The 17367-nt window shown below is 68.6% G+C and carries 16 protein-coding genes; 2 read left to right on the top strand and 14 right to left on the bottom strand.

Going from position 1 to position 17367, the window contains the following annotated elements; genetic code table 11:
• Positions 1-74: 74 nt before the first annotated feature.
• Together OG984_RS27610 and OG984_RS27605 are read right to left on the bottom strand one after the other, a co-directional pair.
• A complete protein-coding gene (locus OG984_RS27610; protein WP_328529282.1) occupies positions 75-2102 on the bottom strand; it encodes a protein meaA in 2028 nt (675 codons plus the stop codon).
• An 83-nt stretch (positions 2103-2185) separates the two neighbouring features.
• The gene (locus tag OG984_RS27605; protein WP_040756541.1) at positions 2186-2494 is read right to left on the bottom strand and encodes an STAS domain-containing protein; all 309 of its coding nucleotides are present in this window, start codon (positions 2492-2494) and stop codon (positions 2186-2188) included.
• A gap of 196 nt (positions 2495-2690) precedes the next feature.
• On the opposite strand from OG984_RS27605, the gene OG984_RS27600 reads away from it, so the two are divergent.
• Positions 2691-3263 carry a cob(I)yrinic acid a,c-diamide adenosyltransferase gene (locus OG984_RS27600; protein WP_328529281.1) on the top strand — a complete coding sequence of 191 codons (573 nt, stop codon included), beginning with the start codon at positions 2691-2693 and terminating at the stop codon, positions 3261-3263.
• A 7-nt stretch (positions 3264-3270) separates the two neighbouring features.
• Here OG984_RS27600 and OG984_RS27595 read toward each other — a convergent pair whose 3' ends face one another.
• The gene (locus tag OG984_RS27595) at positions 3271-4266 is read right to left on the bottom strand and encodes a helix-turn-helix domain-containing protein (protein WP_328529280.1); all 996 of its coding nucleotides are present in this window, start codon (positions 4264-4266) and stop codon (positions 3271-3273) included.
• A 376-nt stretch (positions 4267-4642) separates the two neighbouring features.
• Between OG984_RS27595 and OG984_RS27590 the strand changes: the two genes are divergently transcribed.
• Entirely contained in the window at positions 4643-7810 is a 3168-nt protein-coding gene (locus OG984_RS27590; RefSeq protein ID WP_328529279.1) for a DEAD/DEAH box helicase, read from the top strand.
• 92 nt (positions 7811-7902) lie between these two features.
• On the opposite strand, the gene OG984_RS27585 is transcribed toward OG984_RS27590, so the two are convergent.
• From OG984_RS27585 to atpB, 11 genes are all read right to left on the bottom strand, one after another.
• The gene (locus tag OG984_RS27585; protein ID WP_328529278.1) at positions 7903-9063 is read right to left on the bottom strand and encodes an MFS transporter; all 1161 of its coding nucleotides are present in this window, start codon (positions 9061-9063) and stop codon (positions 7903-7905) included.
• A 42-nt stretch (positions 9064-9105) separates the two neighbouring features.
• The gene (locus tag OG984_RS27580; protein WP_328529277.1) at positions 9106-9708 is read right to left on the bottom strand and encodes a DUF1707 and DUF4870 domain-containing protein; all 603 of its coding nucleotides are present in this window, start codon (positions 9706-9708) and stop codon (positions 9106-9108) included.
• A 104-nt stretch (positions 9709-9812) separates the two neighbouring features.
• On the bottom strand, positions 9813-10259 hold the full coding sequence (locus tag OG984_RS27575; protein ID WP_328529276.1) for a DUF2550 domain-containing protein: 447 nt from the start codon (positions 10257-10259) through the stop codon (positions 9813-9815).
• Positions 10260-10280: 21 nt separating this feature from the next.
• Positions 10281-10673, bottom strand: a complete 393-nt coding sequence (locus OG984_RS27570) for a F0F1 ATP synthase subunit epsilon (RefSeq protein ID WP_328529275.1) — start codon at positions 10671-10673, stop codon at positions 10281-10283.
• Positions 10673-12109, bottom strand: a complete 1437-nt coding sequence (atpD, locus tag OG984_RS27565; RefSeq protein WP_328529274.1) for a F0F1 ATP synthase subunit beta — start codon at positions 12107-12109, stop codon at positions 10673-10675. The genes OG984_RS27570 and atpD overlap by 1 nt, the downstream gene beginning before the upstream one ends.
• Positions 12110-12135: 26 nt before the next feature.
• Positions 12136-13062: a F0F1 ATP synthase subunit gamma gene (locus OG984_RS27560; RefSeq protein WP_040756539.1), complete on the bottom strand. Its 927-nt coding sequence runs from the start codon at positions 13060-13062 to the stop codon at positions 12136-12138.
• A gap of 3 nt (positions 13063-13065) precedes the next feature.
• Positions 13066-14706: a F0F1 ATP synthase subunit alpha gene (gene atpA, locus OG984_RS27555; protein WP_328529273.1), complete on the bottom strand. Its 1641-nt coding sequence runs from the start codon at positions 14704-14706 to the stop codon at positions 13066-13068.
• A gap of 78 nt (positions 14707-14784) precedes the next feature.
• On the bottom strand, positions 14785-15597 hold the full coding sequence (locus OG984_RS27550) for a F0F1 ATP synthase subunit delta (RefSeq protein WP_008362141.1): 813 nt from the start codon (positions 15595-15597) through the stop codon (positions 14785-14787).
• Positions 15597-16133: a F0F1 ATP synthase subunit B gene (locus OG984_RS27545; RefSeq protein ID WP_008362140.1), complete on the bottom strand. Its 537-nt coding sequence runs from the start codon at positions 16131-16133 to the stop codon at positions 15597-15599. Before OG984_RS27545 ends, OG984_RS27550 begins: the two co-directional genes overlap by 1 nt.
• Before the next feature lie 26 nt (positions 16134-16159).
• Complete coding sequence (locus OG984_RS27540) at positions 16160-16372, bottom strand: ATP synthase F0 subunit C (protein WP_141795487.1); 213 nt, start codon at positions 16370-16372, stop codon at positions 16160-16162.
• A gap of 76 nt (positions 16373-16448) precedes the next feature.
• On the bottom strand, positions 16449-17255 hold the full coding sequence (gene atpB, locus OG984_RS27535; RefSeq protein WP_328529272.1) for a F0F1 ATP synthase subunit A: 807 nt from the start codon (positions 17253-17255) through the stop codon (positions 16449-16451).
• Between the last annotated feature and the right edge of the window lie 112 nt (positions 17256-17367).

The following is a 17367-nucleotide window of genomic DNA, read 5'->3' as shown; positions in this document are numbered from 1 at the left end:
CCTTTCACGAATGGACACCCACCCGGATCGACACGGCTCCCGAAGTTTTTTCGGGAGCCGTGTCGATCCTCGACTCAGGAGAGGTCGTTGGCCTTGCGGATGACCTCGATGATGTCGGCCATGATCTCGGTGAGGCTGAAGTCCTTGGGCGTGTAGACCGCCGCGACCCCCGACGCGAGCAGCGCCTTGGCGTCGGACTCGGGCACGATGCCACCCACGATGACGGGTACGTCACCGAGACCCGCCTCGCGAAGCCCGTCGACCACCGAGGGCACGAGCGACATGTGCGAGCCGGAGAGGATGGAGAGCCCGACCACGTGTACGTCCTCGGCGACCGCCGCGGCGACGATCTGCTCCGGGGTGAGCCGGATGCCCTGGTAGATGACCTCGAAACCGGCGTCACGGGCCCGCACCGCGACCTGCTCGGCGCCGTTGGAGTGGCCGTCCAGGCCCGGCTTGCCGACGAGCATGCGCAGCTTGACACCGAGCTCCTCGCCGGTGGCCTTGACCCGGTCACGTACGGTCGCCAGCTCGGCGCCGGCCTCCGCGGCACCGACGGCGCCCGAGACACCGGTGGGTGCCCGGAACTCGCCGAAGACCTCGCGCAGGGTGCCGGCCCACTCCCCCGTGGTCGCGCCCGCACGGGCGGCGGCCAGGGTGGCCTCCATCAGGTTGGCGTCGGTCTTCGCGGCGGCGGCCAGCGCGGCCAGCGCCTCGGAGACGGCCGACTCGTCACGCTCGGCCTTCCACGCCTCGAGCGAGGCCTTGGCAGCCTCCTCGGCACGGGGGTCGGCGACCATGATGGCCGCGTCCAGGTCGGCGGTCAGCGGGCTCGGCTCGGTCGTCGTGAACTTGTTGACGCCCACGATGATCTCCTCGCCGGCCTCGATCGCGGCGCGACGGCGCGCGTGCGAGGAGACCAGCTCGGACTTCATGTAACCGGTGTCGACCGCGGCGATCGCGCCGCCCATGGCCTGGACCCGGTCGATCTCCTCCTTGGCGCCGGCCACGAGCTCGGCCACCTTGGCCTCCACGACCGGGGAGCCGTCGAAGAGGTCGCCGTACTCCAGCAGGTCGGACTCGTAGGCCAGCACCTGCTGCAGGCGCAGCGACCACTGCTGGTCCCACGGACGCGGCAGGCCCAGGGCCTCGTTCCAGGCGGGCAGCTGCACCGCGCGCGCCCGCGCGTTCTTGGACAGCGTCACCGCGAGCATCTCGAGCACGATGCGCTGCACGTTGTTCTCCGGCTGCGCCTCGGTCAGGCCGAGGGAGTTGACCTGCACGCCGTAGCGGAAGCGGCGCATCTTCGGGTCCTCGACGCCGTAGCGCTCGCGGGTGATCTCGTCCCACAGCTGGACGAAGGCGCGCATCTTGCACATCTCCTCGACGAACCGCACGCCCGCGTTCACGAAGAACGAGATCCGGCCGACGACCTTGCCGAAGTCCTCCTCCGAGACCTGACCGGAGGCCTTGACCGCGTCGAGCACCGAGATGGCGGTGCACATCGAGTAGGCGATCTCCTGCACCGGCGTCGCGCCGGCCTCCTGCAGGTGGTAGCTGCAGATGTTGATCGGGTTCCACTTCGGGATCTGGTGGACCGTGTAGGCGATCATGTCGCTGATCAGGCGCAGGGAGTGCTCCGGCGGGAAGACGTACGTCCCCCGGGACAGGTACTCCTTGATGATGTCGTTCTGGGTGGTGCCCGCCAGCTTGGCGGCCACCTCGGCCGGGTCCATCCCGGGGTTCTGCTCCTCGGCGGCGACCTGGTACATCGCGAGCAGCCACATGGCGGTCGCGTTGATCGTCATCGAGGTGTTCATCTCGGTGAGCGGGATCTGGTCGAAGAGCTTGCGCATCTCGCCCATGTGCATGATCGGCACGCCCACCTTGCCGACCTCGCCACGGGCGAGGGCGCTGTCGGGGTCGTAGCCGGTCTGCGTGGGCAGGTCGAAGGCGACCGAGAGACCGGTCTGCCCCTTGGCGAGGTTGGTGCGATAGAGCTCGTTGGACGCCTCGGCGGTCGAGTGGCCGGCGTACGTCCGCATCAGCCAGGAGCGATCCTTCGCCGGGCGGCTCTGCTCGGAGGGCGTGGTGTCCGTCATAAGAGGCATGCTAGCCCCTCGGTTACCGATCAGTAACCGGCTCCGGTGTGGAAGATGTCACTCGCCCGCCCACTCTTTACCGACTACGCGATGAGCGGCGAGTTCTCCACCTCGAGGACACGATAGAGCCTGGAGAGGTGGAGCATACGCCGCACCGCGGGGGTGCAGCCGTGGAGAGTGAGGTGTCGACCCTCGGCGTGAGCCTGTCGCGTCGCGACGGCGAGCAGCTTCAGCGCCGTCACGTCCGCGCTGGACACGCCGGAGACATCGAGCACGACATCACCCTCGACCGACTCGAGGTGGTCGTAGATGACACTGCGTGCCATCCAGGTGCTGCGTACGTCGAAGTCGCCGTTCAACACCAGCGTCGGCCCGTCGATCACGATCTCCATGCCTGCCTCCATCCCCAGAAATGGGTTGCCCTCACACAGAAGCTCTACGCACCAGTTGGCGCTCCCTCTCGCCCACTATGACGCGCGGCAGCTCAGATTGGTTGCACCTCAACAGCCTCGTTCGTCACTTCCGTCACTATTTTCTGTCAAATGACCACGCTCGCCGAGAAGTAGGCCGTCCGCATAGGCTCAGCGCATGGTCAACCTGACACGCATCTACACCCGCACCGGCGACGCCGGCGAGACCCGGCTCGGCGACATGAGCCTGACCGCGAAGACCGACCTGCGGCTGGAGGCGTACGCGACCACCGACGAGACCGGGGCGGCGATCGGTGTCGCGCTGGCCCATGGCGGCATCGACGAGGACGTCGTCAAGGTGCTGACGACCATCCAGAACGACCTCTTCGACGTCGGCGCCGACCTCTCGACCCCGGTCGTTCCCGACCCGGAGTACCCGCCGCTGCGCGTCGAGCAGGCCTACATCGACCGGCTCGAGGCCTGGTGCGACGACTACAACGAGCCGCTGGAGAAGCTCCGCTCGTTCATCCTCTCCGGCGGCACCGTCGCCGCGGCCCATCTGCACGTCGCCCGCACCGTCGCGCGCCGTGCCGAACGGGCGGCCTGGGCCGCGTACGAGGTGCACGGCGAGACCATGAACAAGCTCGCGCTGACCTACCTCAACCGCCTCAGCGACCTGCTCTTCATCCTCGCCCGGCACGCCAACCGGGAGCAGGGCGACGTCCTGTGGGTGCCGGGCGGCGAGCGCTAGCCAGAGCTCACAGCCAGCCGCGACGCCCCGCCTCGTAGCCGAGCTGGAGGCGGGTGTCGACCTGCGCGCGGTCCATCATCTGACGCACCCGCCGCTGGACCGTACGCAGCGACAGCCCGAGCTGCGCCCCGATGGAGGCGTCGGTCAGGCCCGCCAGCAGGAGCGAGAGCACCTTGGTGTCCAGCGGCTCGAGCCGGTCGGCGGCCGTCTCGACCGTACCCTCGGGCGTCGCGACGAGCTTCGGCGCCGAGGTCCAGATCAGGTCGAAGAGGGCGATGATCGCGTCGAGCAGGCCGCTGGGGTGCAGCAGGAGCGCGTCCTGGACCGTGTTGTGCTCACCCGAAGCCGTCGAACCCTGCATGAGCGGGATCAGGGCGATCTCGCGGTCGACGATGAAGGCGCGCAGCGGCACGGTCGGCACCACCCGCAGCTCGATGCCGATCTCGAGCCCGGAGTCGATGGTCTCGTAGATGCCCGGGGTGTCGAAGACGGAGCGTTCCAGCACGATGTCGTGCCTGACGCCGCGCTCGATCGCGGCCCGCTCGGCCTCGTCGGCATCCTCCCGCGTGACGACCGCGGCCTGCGGCTTCTGCAGAGCCTGGATGCACTTCTTCGCCGAGTACTGCAGCTGGGCGAACCGCTGGGCGATCGCCTCGGTGCCGTGGACCACGTCGACGACGTCGGCCACGTCGCGACGAGCGACCGACCCGCGATAGAGGCCGGCCAGCTCGGTCATCTCGACCTGAGCGCGACGCAGCTCGTCCTGCCGCTGGACCAGCAGCGCCCCGAGCGCCACCGCCGGCGGCGAGGCGACGTATCTGTCCTGTCCCGCCGATGCCCGGGCGACCAGGCCCTTGCCCTCCAGCGCGGCCAGCACCGCGGAAACCGCGTAGCTGTCCAGGTCGGCCGCCTCGGCCAGCTCGTCGAGGTTGGCCGAAGGTGCACCGACCAGCTGGCGGTAGACCGTCTCCTCGAGATTGTCGAGACCGAGCGCATCGAGCATCCGAGAACCCTTTCGTGGCGGGGAAGGAACGACGGACATCATGGCAGATATACGACACGTCACATTCCCGCCATGGCGGTTCGACTTGCAATCACCGCCAACTTGGCCGAAAGTATTCATCGCCACCTCGGTCCGGATCCCCCCGCTCGGATCGAGGTGGCTTTCCTTTTGCGCGACGAAGTTGTCGCGATGGGTTCGGATTCGGTTGCCTGCATGTCCGCGACGGACGCGCGCCTATGCAGGCCCATGAATGCACCGCAACCCCATCGAGGTGCGCCTCTGGTCTAGACCACCGCCACCGCAACAAACGAGACGCTGCTCACCACCAGCGTCCACGAAGTCGCAGAACCGCCCTCATGCTGGAAGACTAGGTCGGGTGTCCTCGCTCGAAGCTCTCACGAACGACCTGCTCCGCGAGACCTTCGACCCACAGACCATGGAGCGCGGCAAGGCCTACGCGGCCGAGGGCCGCGTCGCCGAGCCCCAGGTCAGCGAGGTCGGCGGCACGCTGCGTGCCACCGCCGAGGTCCGGGGAAGCGGGCCTGCCCCCTACCGCGCGACCCTCAGCCTGGAGGCCAGGAACGGCGTCGACCGGGTGACCAGCACGTGCACCTGCCCCGTACGCAACAGCTGCAAGCACGGCGCAGCCCTGGGCCTGGTGCTCACCGGCTCGCGCACCGCGTCGGCGTCGCAGAGCTCGCTGTGGGAGACGGAGCTGCGTACGCTGCTCGGCCAGCTCGCCGAGGACAACAAGCCCGAGGACGACCTGCCGGCTCTCGCGCTCGAGATCGACGTGCACAGCCCGCGGTCGGCGGTCGCGAGCTCCCCCACGGTCGAGCTGCGGCCGATGCGGATGGGCAACCGCGAGCGCTGGGCGAAGACCGGTGCCGACTGGTCCAACATCCCCAGCGCGCTGCCGGGCAAGGACTTCCCGCGCAGCCAGCTGCTCCCCCTCCAGGAGCTGGCCCGGCAGCTGCGGCCCGACCGGTTGCTCTACGCCCGCGGCTCCTCGCTCAGCCTCGCCGACTTCGGTGAGCACGCGGTCAGCCTGCTCCGCGACGCGATCCGTGGCGGCGTGACGGTGCTGCCCGGCGAGAACGTACGCGGCGTGGTGATCTTCGACGAGCCGCTCTCGCTCGCCGGCGAGCTCCGCCGCGAGGACGGCGAGGCCGTCCTCCGCTTCGGCCTGGCCCACGGCGACCGCGTCTACGCCGGCCCGACCGTGCTTCCGATCGGTCGCCCGACCCGCTCGGTGGGTGTGCTCGACGCCGGCGTGCTCCACCTCGGCGACCTGTCGGGGCCGCTGTCGACGCACGCGCAGCGGCTGGTGACCGCCCGGGAGCCGCTGACCGTCCCGGAGCCCGAGATCGGCACGCTGAGCGCCCTGCTGGGCCCGCTGGCCCGTCTGGTACCGCTGCGCTCGACCGACGACTCCCTGGACATCCCTGCGCCTCCCGCGCCGCGCCTGAGCCTGACGGTCACCTGGCGCAGCTCGACCCATGCCACGCTCGGCTGGACGTGGGCCTACGGCGTACGTCACTACCCGGTGGACTCCCGCGAGGATCTCGGCCTCGTCCGCGACCCGGCGCAGGAGGCCGCGCTCCGTGAGAAGGTCTCCGCCGACCTGCTCCGCAAGCAGGAGGTACGTGACGGCGACGCGCTCGCGCTCGCCATCCACGACCTCCCGGCGCTGCGCGAGATCGAGGGCGTCGAGGTCACCGAGGTGGAGCGGCCCGAGTTCCGCGAGACCGACGAGGACCCGGAGATCTCCTTCGAGATCACCTCCCCGGAGGGCGGCGACGCGATCGGCCGGGACTGGCTCGACCTGCAGGTGGTGATCCGGATCGGCGGCGAGGCCGTCCCGCTGCCCGACGTGCTCGCGGCGCTGACCCGGGGCGACGACCACCTGATCCTCCCCAGCGGCACCTACATCACCACGGACCGCCCCGAGCTCGACCGGCTGCGCAACGTCGTCGAGGCCGCCGGGCAGCTCCACCAGCGCACCGGCGACGGGATCGCGGTCGGCAAGCACGACCTCGGGGTCTGGGCCGAGCTCGCCGAGCTGGGCGTCGTGGACCAGCAGGCAGCCGAGTGGGTCCAGCGGGCCCAGGCCCTGCGTGACCTGCGCGAGATCCCGCGGCCGGAGCCGACCGGCCTGGCCACCGAGCTGCGCCACTACCAGCTCGACGGCTTCCACTGGCTCGCGTTCCTGCACGAGCAGGGCCTCGGCGGGATCCTCGCCGACGACATGGGCCTGGGCAAGACGCTGCAGGTGCTGGCCACCATCTCCCATGCGGTGCATTCGCAGCCCGCCCCGCGCGCCCCCTACCTCGTGGTGGCGCCGACATCGGTCGTCCCGGCCTGGGTCCAGGAGGCCCGCCGCCACACCCCCGGCCTGCGGGTGAGCACGGTCAGCAAGCGCGTCGACTCCGTGGCCGAGGCCCGCGAGGACGCCGACGTCGTGGTCACGACCTACGCCATCCTCCGGCTCGAGCAGGACGCCTTCGCCGGGCGTCCCTGGGCCGGTCTCGTCCTCGACGAGGCCCAGCAGGTCAAGAACCACCAGTCCAAGACGTACGCAGCCGCCCGCCGCATCGACGCCAGCTGGCGTCTCGCGGTGACGGGCACACCGTTCGAGAACCGGCTGATGGAGCTGTGGGCGCTGCTCTCGATCACCGCGCCCGGCCTCTACCCCAGCCCGCGGATGTTCCGCGACACGGTGGTCTCGCCGGTGGAGAAGTCGGGTGACGACGGGGCGCTGCGCCGGTTCCGGACCCGGTTGCGCCCGTTCCTGCTGCGACGCACCAAGGAGCTCGTCGCCGACGACCTGCCACCCAAGCAGGAGCAGGTGCTCGGCGTGGACCTCAACCCGGCTCACCGCAAGATCTATGACGCCCACCTGGCCAGGGAGCGGCAGCGGATCCTGCACCTGCTCGACGACTTCAACGACAACCGGGTCGCGATCCTCAGCGCGCTGACCAGGCTGCGCCAGCTCTCGCTCGATCCCGGGCTGGTCGACCCCGAGGACGACCACGTCGGCTCGGCCAAGCTCGACACCCTCGTCGACCACATCGAGGAGCTCGCCGCCGAGGGCCACAAGGCGCTGGTCTTCAGCCAGTTCACCTCGTTCCTCGGCCGGGCCCGCACCCGGCTCGCGGAGGCCGGCATCGACGCCGCCTATCTCGACGGTGCCACCCGTGACCGCGGCGCGGTGATCGAGAGCTTCCGCGACGGGGATGCCCCGGTCTTCTTGATCTCGCTGAAGGCCGGCGGCGTCGGCCTGACCCTGACCGAGGCCGACTACGTCTTCGTGCTCGACCCGTGGTGGAACCCTGCCGCCGAGGCCCAGGCCGTCGACCGCGCCCACCGCATCGGCCAGACCCAGCACGTCATGGTCTACCGGCTGGTCTCGACCGACACGATCGAGGAGAAGGTCATGGAGCTCAAGGAGCGCAAGGCCGAGCTCTTCGCGAAGGTCGTGGACGGCGAGGGTGCCATGGGCTCCACCATCGGCGCTGACGACATCCGCGCGCTCTTCGACTGAACAGACGGGCGGGGGCGTCGCTCTCGTGTAACACGTCGTTCGTAGGACTACTCGCCCTGTCAGAACGACCGGATAGACCTACGAACAGCGTGTTACACCGCCCGCCGCCGCGCCACGGTCCCGGCGAGAGCCGCCGCAGGGAGCATCAGGACCGCGACGACCAGGAGTGCGCGTAGGGTGCCGATCTGGTCCCCCACGGCACCGAGGATGGGCGGGAAGCCGAGGAAGGCGCCGTAGGCCAGCGTGGAGACGACCGAGACGCGCGCCGCTGCCCGGGCCTCGTCGTCGGCGGCGATGCTGATCCCCAGCGGGAAGCCCAGGGCGGCGCCGAAGCCCCACAGGACGATCCCGGCCAGCGCGAGCCCGAACGAGCCGGCGAACACGGTCAGCACGATCCCGGCACCGGCCAACGCCGCCGAGGTGATCAGGACCGGCTGCCGGCCGACCCGGTCGATCACCTTCGCACCGGCGAACCTGGCCAGGCTCATGCAGAGGACGAACACCGCATAGCTCGCCACCCCGACCCGATGACTGACGTCGTAGCCGTCGATCATCGCCAGCGAGACCCAGTCGTTGGCGCTTCCCTCGGCCGCGGCGAAGGCGAGCACCATCAGGCCCAGCAGGAGGGTGTGGGGCGAGCGCCACGCCGCCAGCAGCTCACGCCGCGGCGAGTGCCCCTCCGGCGGCGCCGAGGTCGGGAGGAAGCCGGCGGTCCCCCACCAGCAGATCGCCAGCGCAACGGCCGCGACGCCGGCGACGTGCCATACCGTCGGCAAAGTACCCACCAGAGCGATGCCCAGCAGCCCACCGAGCACGGTGCCGACACTCCACATCGCGTGCAGCTGGGGCATCAGCGTCTTGCCGCCCAGCCGCTCGACCGCGGCACCCTCGACGTTCATCGCGACGTCCCAGACGCCGTAACCGACGCCGTACGCCACCAGGAACACCGCCACCAGCCACGCCTGCCCCAGCCAGCTGCCGGAGATCGCCACCATGGTCAGCGCGGCGACGCAGAGCATCGCGCAGCGGCGTACGACCCGGGCAGCACCCCAGCGCATCACCAGTCCTCCGGCCAGCGGCAGCGCGGCGACCGACCCGATCCCCATCGCCAGCAGCATCAGGCCGACGGCCGAGTTGTTCAGGCCGAGGCTCTCGCGCAGGGCGGGGATACGGGAGATGAAGGTCGCTGACAGCAGGCCGTTGGTGGCGAACGCCACCACCGAACCGGCTTGGGCACGGCGAAGAGGCGTCACGAGTAAAGGCTAGTGGCCTCCAGAACGTGCCCAGGGGTGGTCTCAGTCGCGCTTCTTCTCGTAGGGGCCGCCGCGTCCGAAGATCGGCAGCACCCACGGCTGGCGCAGCGGGGCGCCGGCGAGCGCGACGACGGCGAAGGCGGTCGCCAGGACCCAGGCGATCCCGTAGAGCGCGCCACCGAGTCCGAACGTCACGATCGTGACGGCGAGCAGGGTGAGCTGCAGGTTCAGGGCACCGGCGGCGTGGTGCTTCACGAACTCGGAGCGCTTGCCGACGGTGTAGTAGAGGATCGCGGGGCCGACGACGATCGGTACCCAGGTCGTGGCCTGGGCGAGCGCTGCCAGCAGCCGCTCCTCGGTGGTCGGCGGCGGCAGCAGGTCACGGGCGGGCTTGGCCGGCGCCGGGGCCGGGGTGGGCTGCGCGACCAGGTCGCGGGTGATCGGCTCGAGGGCGGCGTACGTCTTCGCCTTCATGGTCAGGTCGAACCTGACGTCGAACTCGGCCTGGTCGAGCCGGCCGTCGGCGTAGGAGGCCTTGAGCAGGTCGATCACGCGGTCGCGATCGGCGTCGGTGCAGCGGAGCTCATCGCCAGCAGGCGAAGCGGGCGGAGCGGGCGGGGTCGGAATGGGAGCGGTTGAGGACATACCTCAACGATCCGCCGCAGACGCCCTCCGGACAATCAGGGAAGCCCCCGAAAGCAAACCGACCGACCCCGGTGTTGTGCCGGGGACGGCCGAAGGAGGACGACTCAGAAGACGGTCCAGGTGGACCGCATCGGGCGGGACTCGAGCCACGCCTGGAAGCCGATCAGCGTCTGCGGGTCCATCGCCAGGTCGATGTGCTCGCCGTTGACCTCGCAGGTCACGATCAGGCTCTCGGGGTAGAGAACCAGCTCCTCGATACCTTCAGGAGACCGGCTGGAGATGTAGGCCATCTCGGTGCGGCGCCAGACCCGTTTGGGTTTGGGCGAGAGCGAGAAGATCCGGAACCACTCCAGCTGTGCGTCACCGGAGTAGCGGCCGATGCCGATGACCCAACCGCGCCCGGGACTGGTGTCCCGGACGCGGTGGCTCAGCTCGAAGACGCCGCCGTTGCGAGCGAGCAGACGGCGACGAGCGGCGATCCCGATGCCATAGGCGAGGACAAGCAGAAGCAATGCGGCCACAACGGCCAAGAGCAGCTCCCACCATGCCATCCGGGTATCGCCCCTCTTCCCCTAGGAGGCCTTCTCGACAGCGCGGATGCGTGCCTCGGCGTGACGGATGCGCTTCTCGGCGTCGTTGTTGGTGCCGAGCAGGCGACGGGCCTCCTCGAGCTCGACCTGTGCTTGGTTGAGGTCGATCTCGTGGGCCAGCAGCACGTGCTCGGACAGGATCGAGACGCGGTCGTTGGCCACCGAGAGGAAGCCACCGTCGACGGTCGCGATGACCTCGGTGCCCTCCTCCGGAGTGATCTCCACGACCGCCTCGGTGAGTGCCGACAGCACCGGCGCGTGACCGCGCAGGATGCCGACATCACCGTCGACCGTTCGGGCGATGACCATGGTGGCCCCGCCGCTCCAGACCACACGGTCTGCAGCGACGAGCTCCACCTGAAGTGCGTCCGTCATCAGAGGCTCTTCTGGATCTCGGCCCACTTCGCCTCGACGTCGTCGAGGCCACCGCACATGAAGAACGCCTGCTCGGCGACGTGGTCGTACTCACCGTCGGCGATCTTGTTGAACGCCTCGATGGTGTCCTTGACCGGAACCGTCGAACCCTCGATGCCGGTGAACTGCTTGGCGACGTAGGTGTTCTGCGAGAGGAACCGCTGGATGCGGCGAGCACGGGAGACGATGATCTTGTCTTCCTCGGAGAGCTCGTCGACACCCAGGATCGCGATGATGTCCTGCAGCTCCTTGTTGCGCTGGAGGATCTGCTTGACGCGAACGGCGCAGTCGTAGTGGTCCTGGCCGATGTACTGCGGGTCCAGGATTCGCGACGTCGACGTCAGCGGGTCCACCGCCGGGTAGATACCCAGCGAGGCGATCTCACGGGAGAGCTCGGTGGTCGCGTCGAGGTGGGCGAAGGTGGTCGCCGGAGCCGGGTCGGTGTAGTCGTCGGCCGGCACGTAGATCGCCTGCATCGAGGTGATCGAGTGACCACGCGTCGAGGTGATCCGCTCCTGGAGCAGACCCATCTCGTCGGCGAGGTTGGGCTGGTAGCCCACCGCGGACGGCATCCGGCCCAGCAGGGTGGAGACCTCGGAGCCCGCCTGGGTGAAGCGGAAGATGTTGTCGATGAACAGCAGCACGTCCTGGCCCTGGACGTCGCGGAAGTACTCCGCCATCGTCAGCGCCGAGAGGGCCACGCGAAGACGCGTGCCCGGCGGCTCGTCCATCTGGCCGAAGGTCAGGGCGACCTTGTCGTAGACGCCGGCCTCCTGCATCTCGTGGATGAGGTCGTTGCCCTCACGGGTGCGCTCGCCGACACCGGCGAACACGGAGACACCACCGTGGTTCTTGGCGACTCGGGCGATCATCTCCTGGATGAGGACGGTCTTGCCGACGCCCGCACCACCGAAGAGGCCGATCTTTCCACCGGTCACGTACGGGGTGAGGAGGTCGATGACCTTGATGCCGGTCTCGAACATCTGGGTCTTGGACTCGAGCTGGTCGAAGGCCGGAGCCTTGCGGTGGATGCCCCAGCGCTCCTTGACCTCGACCGTGGACGGGTCGACATCCAGGATGTCGCCGGTCGCGTTGAACACGTGGCCGAGGGTGACGTCACCCACGGGCACGGTGATCGGCGCGCCGGTGTCGGTCACGGTGGCACCGCGGACGACGCCGTCGGTCGGCTTCAGCGAGATCGCGCGGACCATGCCGTCACCGATGTGCTGGGCGACCTCGAGCGGCAGGATGGAGGTCTCACCGTTGACGGTGACCTCGACCTCGAGCTTGTTGTAGATTTCCGGCATGGCGTCGACGGGGAACTCCACGTCGACGACCGGGCCGATCACGCGGGCGATGCGGCCCGTCGTGGTCTTCTCGTCAACCTGTGCGGTCATTTTCTAGTCAGTCTTTCTGTGGGTTCTCAGTCGTTCGCAGCCTGGGCGTCGGCCAGCGCGTTCACGCCACCGACGATCTCGCTGATCTCCTGGGTGATGCCGGCCTGGCGAGCCTGGTTGGCAACCCGGGTGAACTTCTTGATGAGCTCGTCGGCGTTGTCGGTAGCCGACTTCATCGCCTTCTGACGCTGGGCCAGCTCGGAGGCGGCCGCCTGCAGCAGCGCGAACCAGATCCGGCTCACGACGTACTGCGGAAGCAGCGAGTCGAGCACGGCCTCGGCCGACGGCTCGAACTCGTAGAGCGGCAGGACGTCACCCTCGGCCGGAGCCTCGGTGCCCTCCACGACCTCCAGGGGCAGGAGACGTACGGCGGTGGGCTTCTGCGTCATCATGGTGATGAACCGCGTGTAGACCACGTGGACCTCGTCGACGCCGGGGGCGGCAGCCTTCTCGGCCTCCGTGCCCTCGACGAAGACCTCGATCAGCTTCTCGCCGATCTCCTTGGCCGCGTCGTAGTCCGGACGGTCGGAGAAGCCGGTCCAGGCCTGCGCCACGGAACGGCCGCGGAACTTGTAGAAGGCCTCGGCCTTACGTCCGGTGACGTAGAGGTCGACCTCCTTGCCCTCGGCCTTGAGCTTCTCGACCAGGCCCTCGGCCTCCTTGAGCACGCTCGAGGAGTAGGAGCCGGCCAGACCACGGTCGCTGGTGACCACCAGCACGGCGGCGCGCGTCGGCGCCTCCGGCTCGGTGGTCAGCGGGTGGTCCACGTTGGAGTAGGTCGCCACCGCCGAGACGGCGCGGGTGAGCTCACGGGCGTACGGCGCGGCCGCATTGGCCCGCTGCTGCGCCTTGATGATCCGGGACGCAGCGATGAGCTCCATGGCGCGCGTGATCTTCTTCATCGACTCCGTCGACTTGATCCGCGCGCGGAGTTCACGCACTGACACGGCCATGGGTCAGCCCCGCTTCTGCTTGACGATCTGCTCCTGCTCGACGTCCTCGTCAGCCAGGGCCTCTTCCTTGGCGGAACCCGGCTTGACCGAGGCGCCCTCCGAGGTCTCGAACTGGTTGAGGAAGCTGTCGTACGCACCGCTCAGCGCGGACTCGGTGGAGTCCTCGAACTTCAGCGACTCGCGGATCGCGGCCAGGGTGCCTTCGTGGGAGCGACGCAGGTAGTCGAGGAACTCCTGCTCGAACTTGAGCACGTCCTCGGTCGGGACGATGTCCAGGCGGCCGGTGGTGCCCAGCCACAGCGAGACGGTCATCTCGTCGATCGGGTAGGGCGAGTAGGCCGGCTGCTTGAGCAGCGCCATCAGCCGCTGACCACGGGCCAGCTGCTGCTTCGAGGCCGCGTCCAGGTCGGAGGCGAACATCGCGAAGGCCTCCATCGCGCGGTACTGCGCGAGGTCGACCTTGAGCGAGCCGGTGACGGCCTTGAGCGCCTTGGTCATCGCCGCGCCACCGACGCGGGAGACCGAGACACCGACGTCGATCGCCGGACGCTGGTTGGCCGCGAACAGGTCGGACTGCAGGAAGATCTGACCGTCGGTGATGGAGATGACGTTGGTCGGGATGAACGCCGAGACGTCGTTGGCCTTCGTCTCGATGATCGGCAGACCGGTCATCGAGCCGGCACCCATGTCGTCGGAGAGCTTCGCGCAGCGCTCCAGCAGACGGGAGTGCAGGTAGAAGACGTCACCCGGGTAGGCCTCGCGGCCCGGCGGGCGACGCAGCAGCAGCGACACGGCGCGGTAGGCCTCGGCCTGCTTGGTCAGGTCGTCGAAGACGATCAGGACGTGCTTGCCCTCGTACATCCAGTGCTGACCGATGGCCGAGCCGGTGTAGGGGGCGAGGTACTTGAAGCCGGCGGAGTCGGACGCGGGAGCGGCCACGATGGTCGTGTACTCCAGCGCGCCGGCCTCCTCGAGGGCGCCACGCACGGAGGCGATGGTCGAGCCCTTCTGGCCGATCGCGACGTAGATGCAGCGAACCTGCTTGTCGGGGTCGCCCGAGTCCCAGTTCTGCTTCTGGTTGATGATCGTGTCGATGGCGACCGTGGTCTTACCGGTCGCCCGGTCACCGATGATCAGCTGACGCTGGCCACGGCCGATCGGGGTCATCGCGTCGATCGCCTTGATACCGGTGGCGAGCGGCTCGTGAACCGACTTGCGCTGCATCACGCCCGGAGCCTGGAGCTCCAGGGCGCGGCGGCCGACCGTCGCGATGTCGCCGAGGCCGTCGATCGCGTTGCCGAGCGGGTCCACGACGCGGCCGAGGTAGCCGTCACCGACGGGGACCGAGAGAACCTCGCCCGTACGTCGGACCGACTGGCCCTCCTCGATCTTGTCGAAGTCGCCCAGGATGACGACACCGATCTCGCGGGTCTCGAGGTTCAGGGCGAGACCGAGGGTCCCGTCCTCGAACTCGAGGAGCTCGTTCGCCATGGCCGAGGGCAGGCCCGAGACCTGGGCGATGCCGTCAGCGGTCCGCGCGACAGTGCCGACCTCCTCGGTCTTCGCCGCCTCGGGCTTGTAGTCCGCGACGTACTTTGCCAGCGCGTCCCTGATCTCGTCGGGACGGATGGTGAGCTCCGTCATCTCTGCCTTCTCTCTCGTTCTTACGTCGAAGTCTGTGTCACACAGGGGTCATACGGCCAGTTGGGCCGTGATGCCGGATCAGCCGGCGAGTGCTCGCTGCGCCCCGTCGAGGCGGCTGGAGATGGTGCCGTCGATGACGTCGTCACCGATCGAGACCTTGATGCCGCCGACGATGGCCGGGTCGACCACGATGTTCAGGTGGACCTCGCGGCCGTACTTCTTCGCGAGGGCCGCAGCCAGGCGGGTGGTGTCCGCCTCCGAGAGCGGAGCGGCCACGCGGACGACCGCGGTGCCTTCGCCCGCGACCGCGGCGGCGACCTTCTGGTATTCACCCAGCGCGACCGTGGCGGTGCGGTAGGTGCCCGCCAGGGCCTGCTTGGTCAGGGCGACGGTCGCTGCCAGCGCCTTGCCGCCGAGAAGGTCGTCGACCAGCGTGACCTTGTCCTCGGTCGTGCGAGCCGGGTCGGAGAGCGCGTCGCGCAGCTCCGGCGTCTCCTGCACGGCCTGCTGGACCGCGAACAGCTCGTCGGCGAGGCGCTTGGCCTCTCCACCGGCGCTGCGGACCGCGGCGATCTCGCTCAGTCGCTCGACCGCGTCGCTCAGGTCACCGGCGTGCGTCCAGCGGTGCTTGACCGCCGACTGGACCACGCTGAGGGCCGTCGCGTCGACCTTCCCGCCGAAGAGCTCACCGACGAGGCCGGTCTTGGCCTCCGACGGCACCGATGCGTCGGTGACGAAGCGGCGCAGAGCTGCTTCGGCGCGGAAGGTCTGGGAGACCTCGAAGAGGGAGTCGGCCGCCTTCGCCGCCGCCTCGGGAGAGGCGGAGACAGCGGTCTTCAGCTCCTCGGTCAGGGCGGCAACTGCGTCGGCCGACGCTCCACGGAAGTCCATCAGTGAACCCCTGCCTCGAGGTCGGCGAGGAACCGCTCGACCACACGGCTGGAACGCTCGTCGTCGTCGAGGGACTCCCCGACGATGCGACCGGCGAGACCGGTGGCCAGCGAGCCGACCTCGGTCTTCAGCGATGCAGCAGCCGCCTGGCGCTCGGCCTCGATCTGCGCCTTGCCTGCGGTGATGATGCGCTCGGCCTCGGCCTGCGCCTCAGCGCGGAGCTCGGCCTTGATCGCGGCGCCCTCCTCGCGGGCCTGCTCGCGGATGCGGGCAGCCTCGTGACGGGCATCGGCCAGCTGAGCCTCCAGCTGGGCGAGCTTGGCATCGGCCTCGGCCTGCTTGGCGTTGGCGTTCTCGATGCCACCTTCGATCGCCGCGGTTCGATCGGCGTACGCCTTCTCGAAGTTCGGAACGATGAACTTCGCTACTCCCACGAAGAGGATGGCGATGACGATGACACCGAGGATGATCTCCGGGACGTGCGGGACCAACGGGTTGATCTCGGTCTCCGCAGCGGTTACCTGGGTAAGGATCATGTCGGAACCTTCAGTAGTTCCCTACGTCAGCGAAGGACGAAGGCGAGAGCCAGGGAGATGATGAAGAACTGCTCACACAGAGCGAAGCCGAGGATCGCGATCGCCTGCAGGCGGCTCTGGGCCTCCGGCTGACGGGCAACACCGGCGACGTACGCGGCGAAGATCAGACCGACACCGACACCCGGGCCGATGGCGGAGAGGCCGAGGCCGATGATTCCGAGCTGTCCCGACAGTTCCATGGGATTTCCTTCCGGTTGTGACGCGATCTGCGTCAGTTGTTGTGCGTCGACTTGGGTTGGCTGTTCAGACGAGACGTCAGTGCTCGTCGGCGACCGCCCCGGCGATGTACATCGCCGAGAGCAGCGTGAAGACATAGGCCTGCAGGAACATGATCAGCATGTCCAGGAAGGACACGAAGATGCCGAGCAGGAAGGCGAAGACGCCGGCCGCGACACCCTGCCATGCCGGAGCGTAGTGCAGGATCAGCCAGGCGCCGCCGATGGAGAAGAGCGCCACCAACAGGTGACCGGCGAACATGGTGGCGAAGAGACGGATCGCCAGCGTGAACGGGCGCACGATGATGTTGGAGAGGAACTCCAGCGGCACCATCATGAGCAGGATCGGGCCGCTCACGCCGCCAGGCACGGTCTGGAGCTTGAGGTAGCCGACGAAACCGTGCTTCGCGATGCCGACGATGTTGTAGATCAGCCAGGTGATGGCCGCCAGCGCCGCCGTGAAGCCGATGTGCGACATCGTCGGGAACTGGATCAACGGGATGATCCCGTAGAAGTTGTTGACCAGGATGAAGGTGAAGACCGTGAACAGGTACGGCACGAACCTCATGTAGTCGTGGGAGCCGATGATGTCGCGCGCGATGGAGTTGCGGACCATCCCGTAGACGTACTCACCGGCGAACTGCAGCCGGCCCGGAACGACCGCGGCCTTGCGAGAGGCCGCGTAGAAGAAGCCGAGAACGATCACGACGGACAGCAGGACCAGGAGACCCACCTTGGTCAGAGCCCAGTCGCCGGACCCGACGATCGGCGGAAGGAAGAAGTCCGCGGGCCCCGGGATATGAGGCCCCGACTCCGACGCCATAACGGTGGCGGCAAGCGACTTCACGCTGTCTCCTGTTTGTTCGAACTTACGATTCTGGGTGGCGAGCTTCAAAGGCTCGGGCATCATCCCGGCGGCCGCCCCCGACGGCCCGGACGATATCAGGCGCTACTGGCGG

It is taken from the genome of Nocardioides sp. NBC_00368, from assembly GCF_036090055.1.
Lineage (GTDB): Bacteria > Actinomycetota > Actinomycetes > Propionibacteriales > Nocardioidaceae > Nocardioides.
Note: the sequence above shows the minus strand (reverse complement) of the source record. Positions and strands in the feature narration are given on the sequence as shown.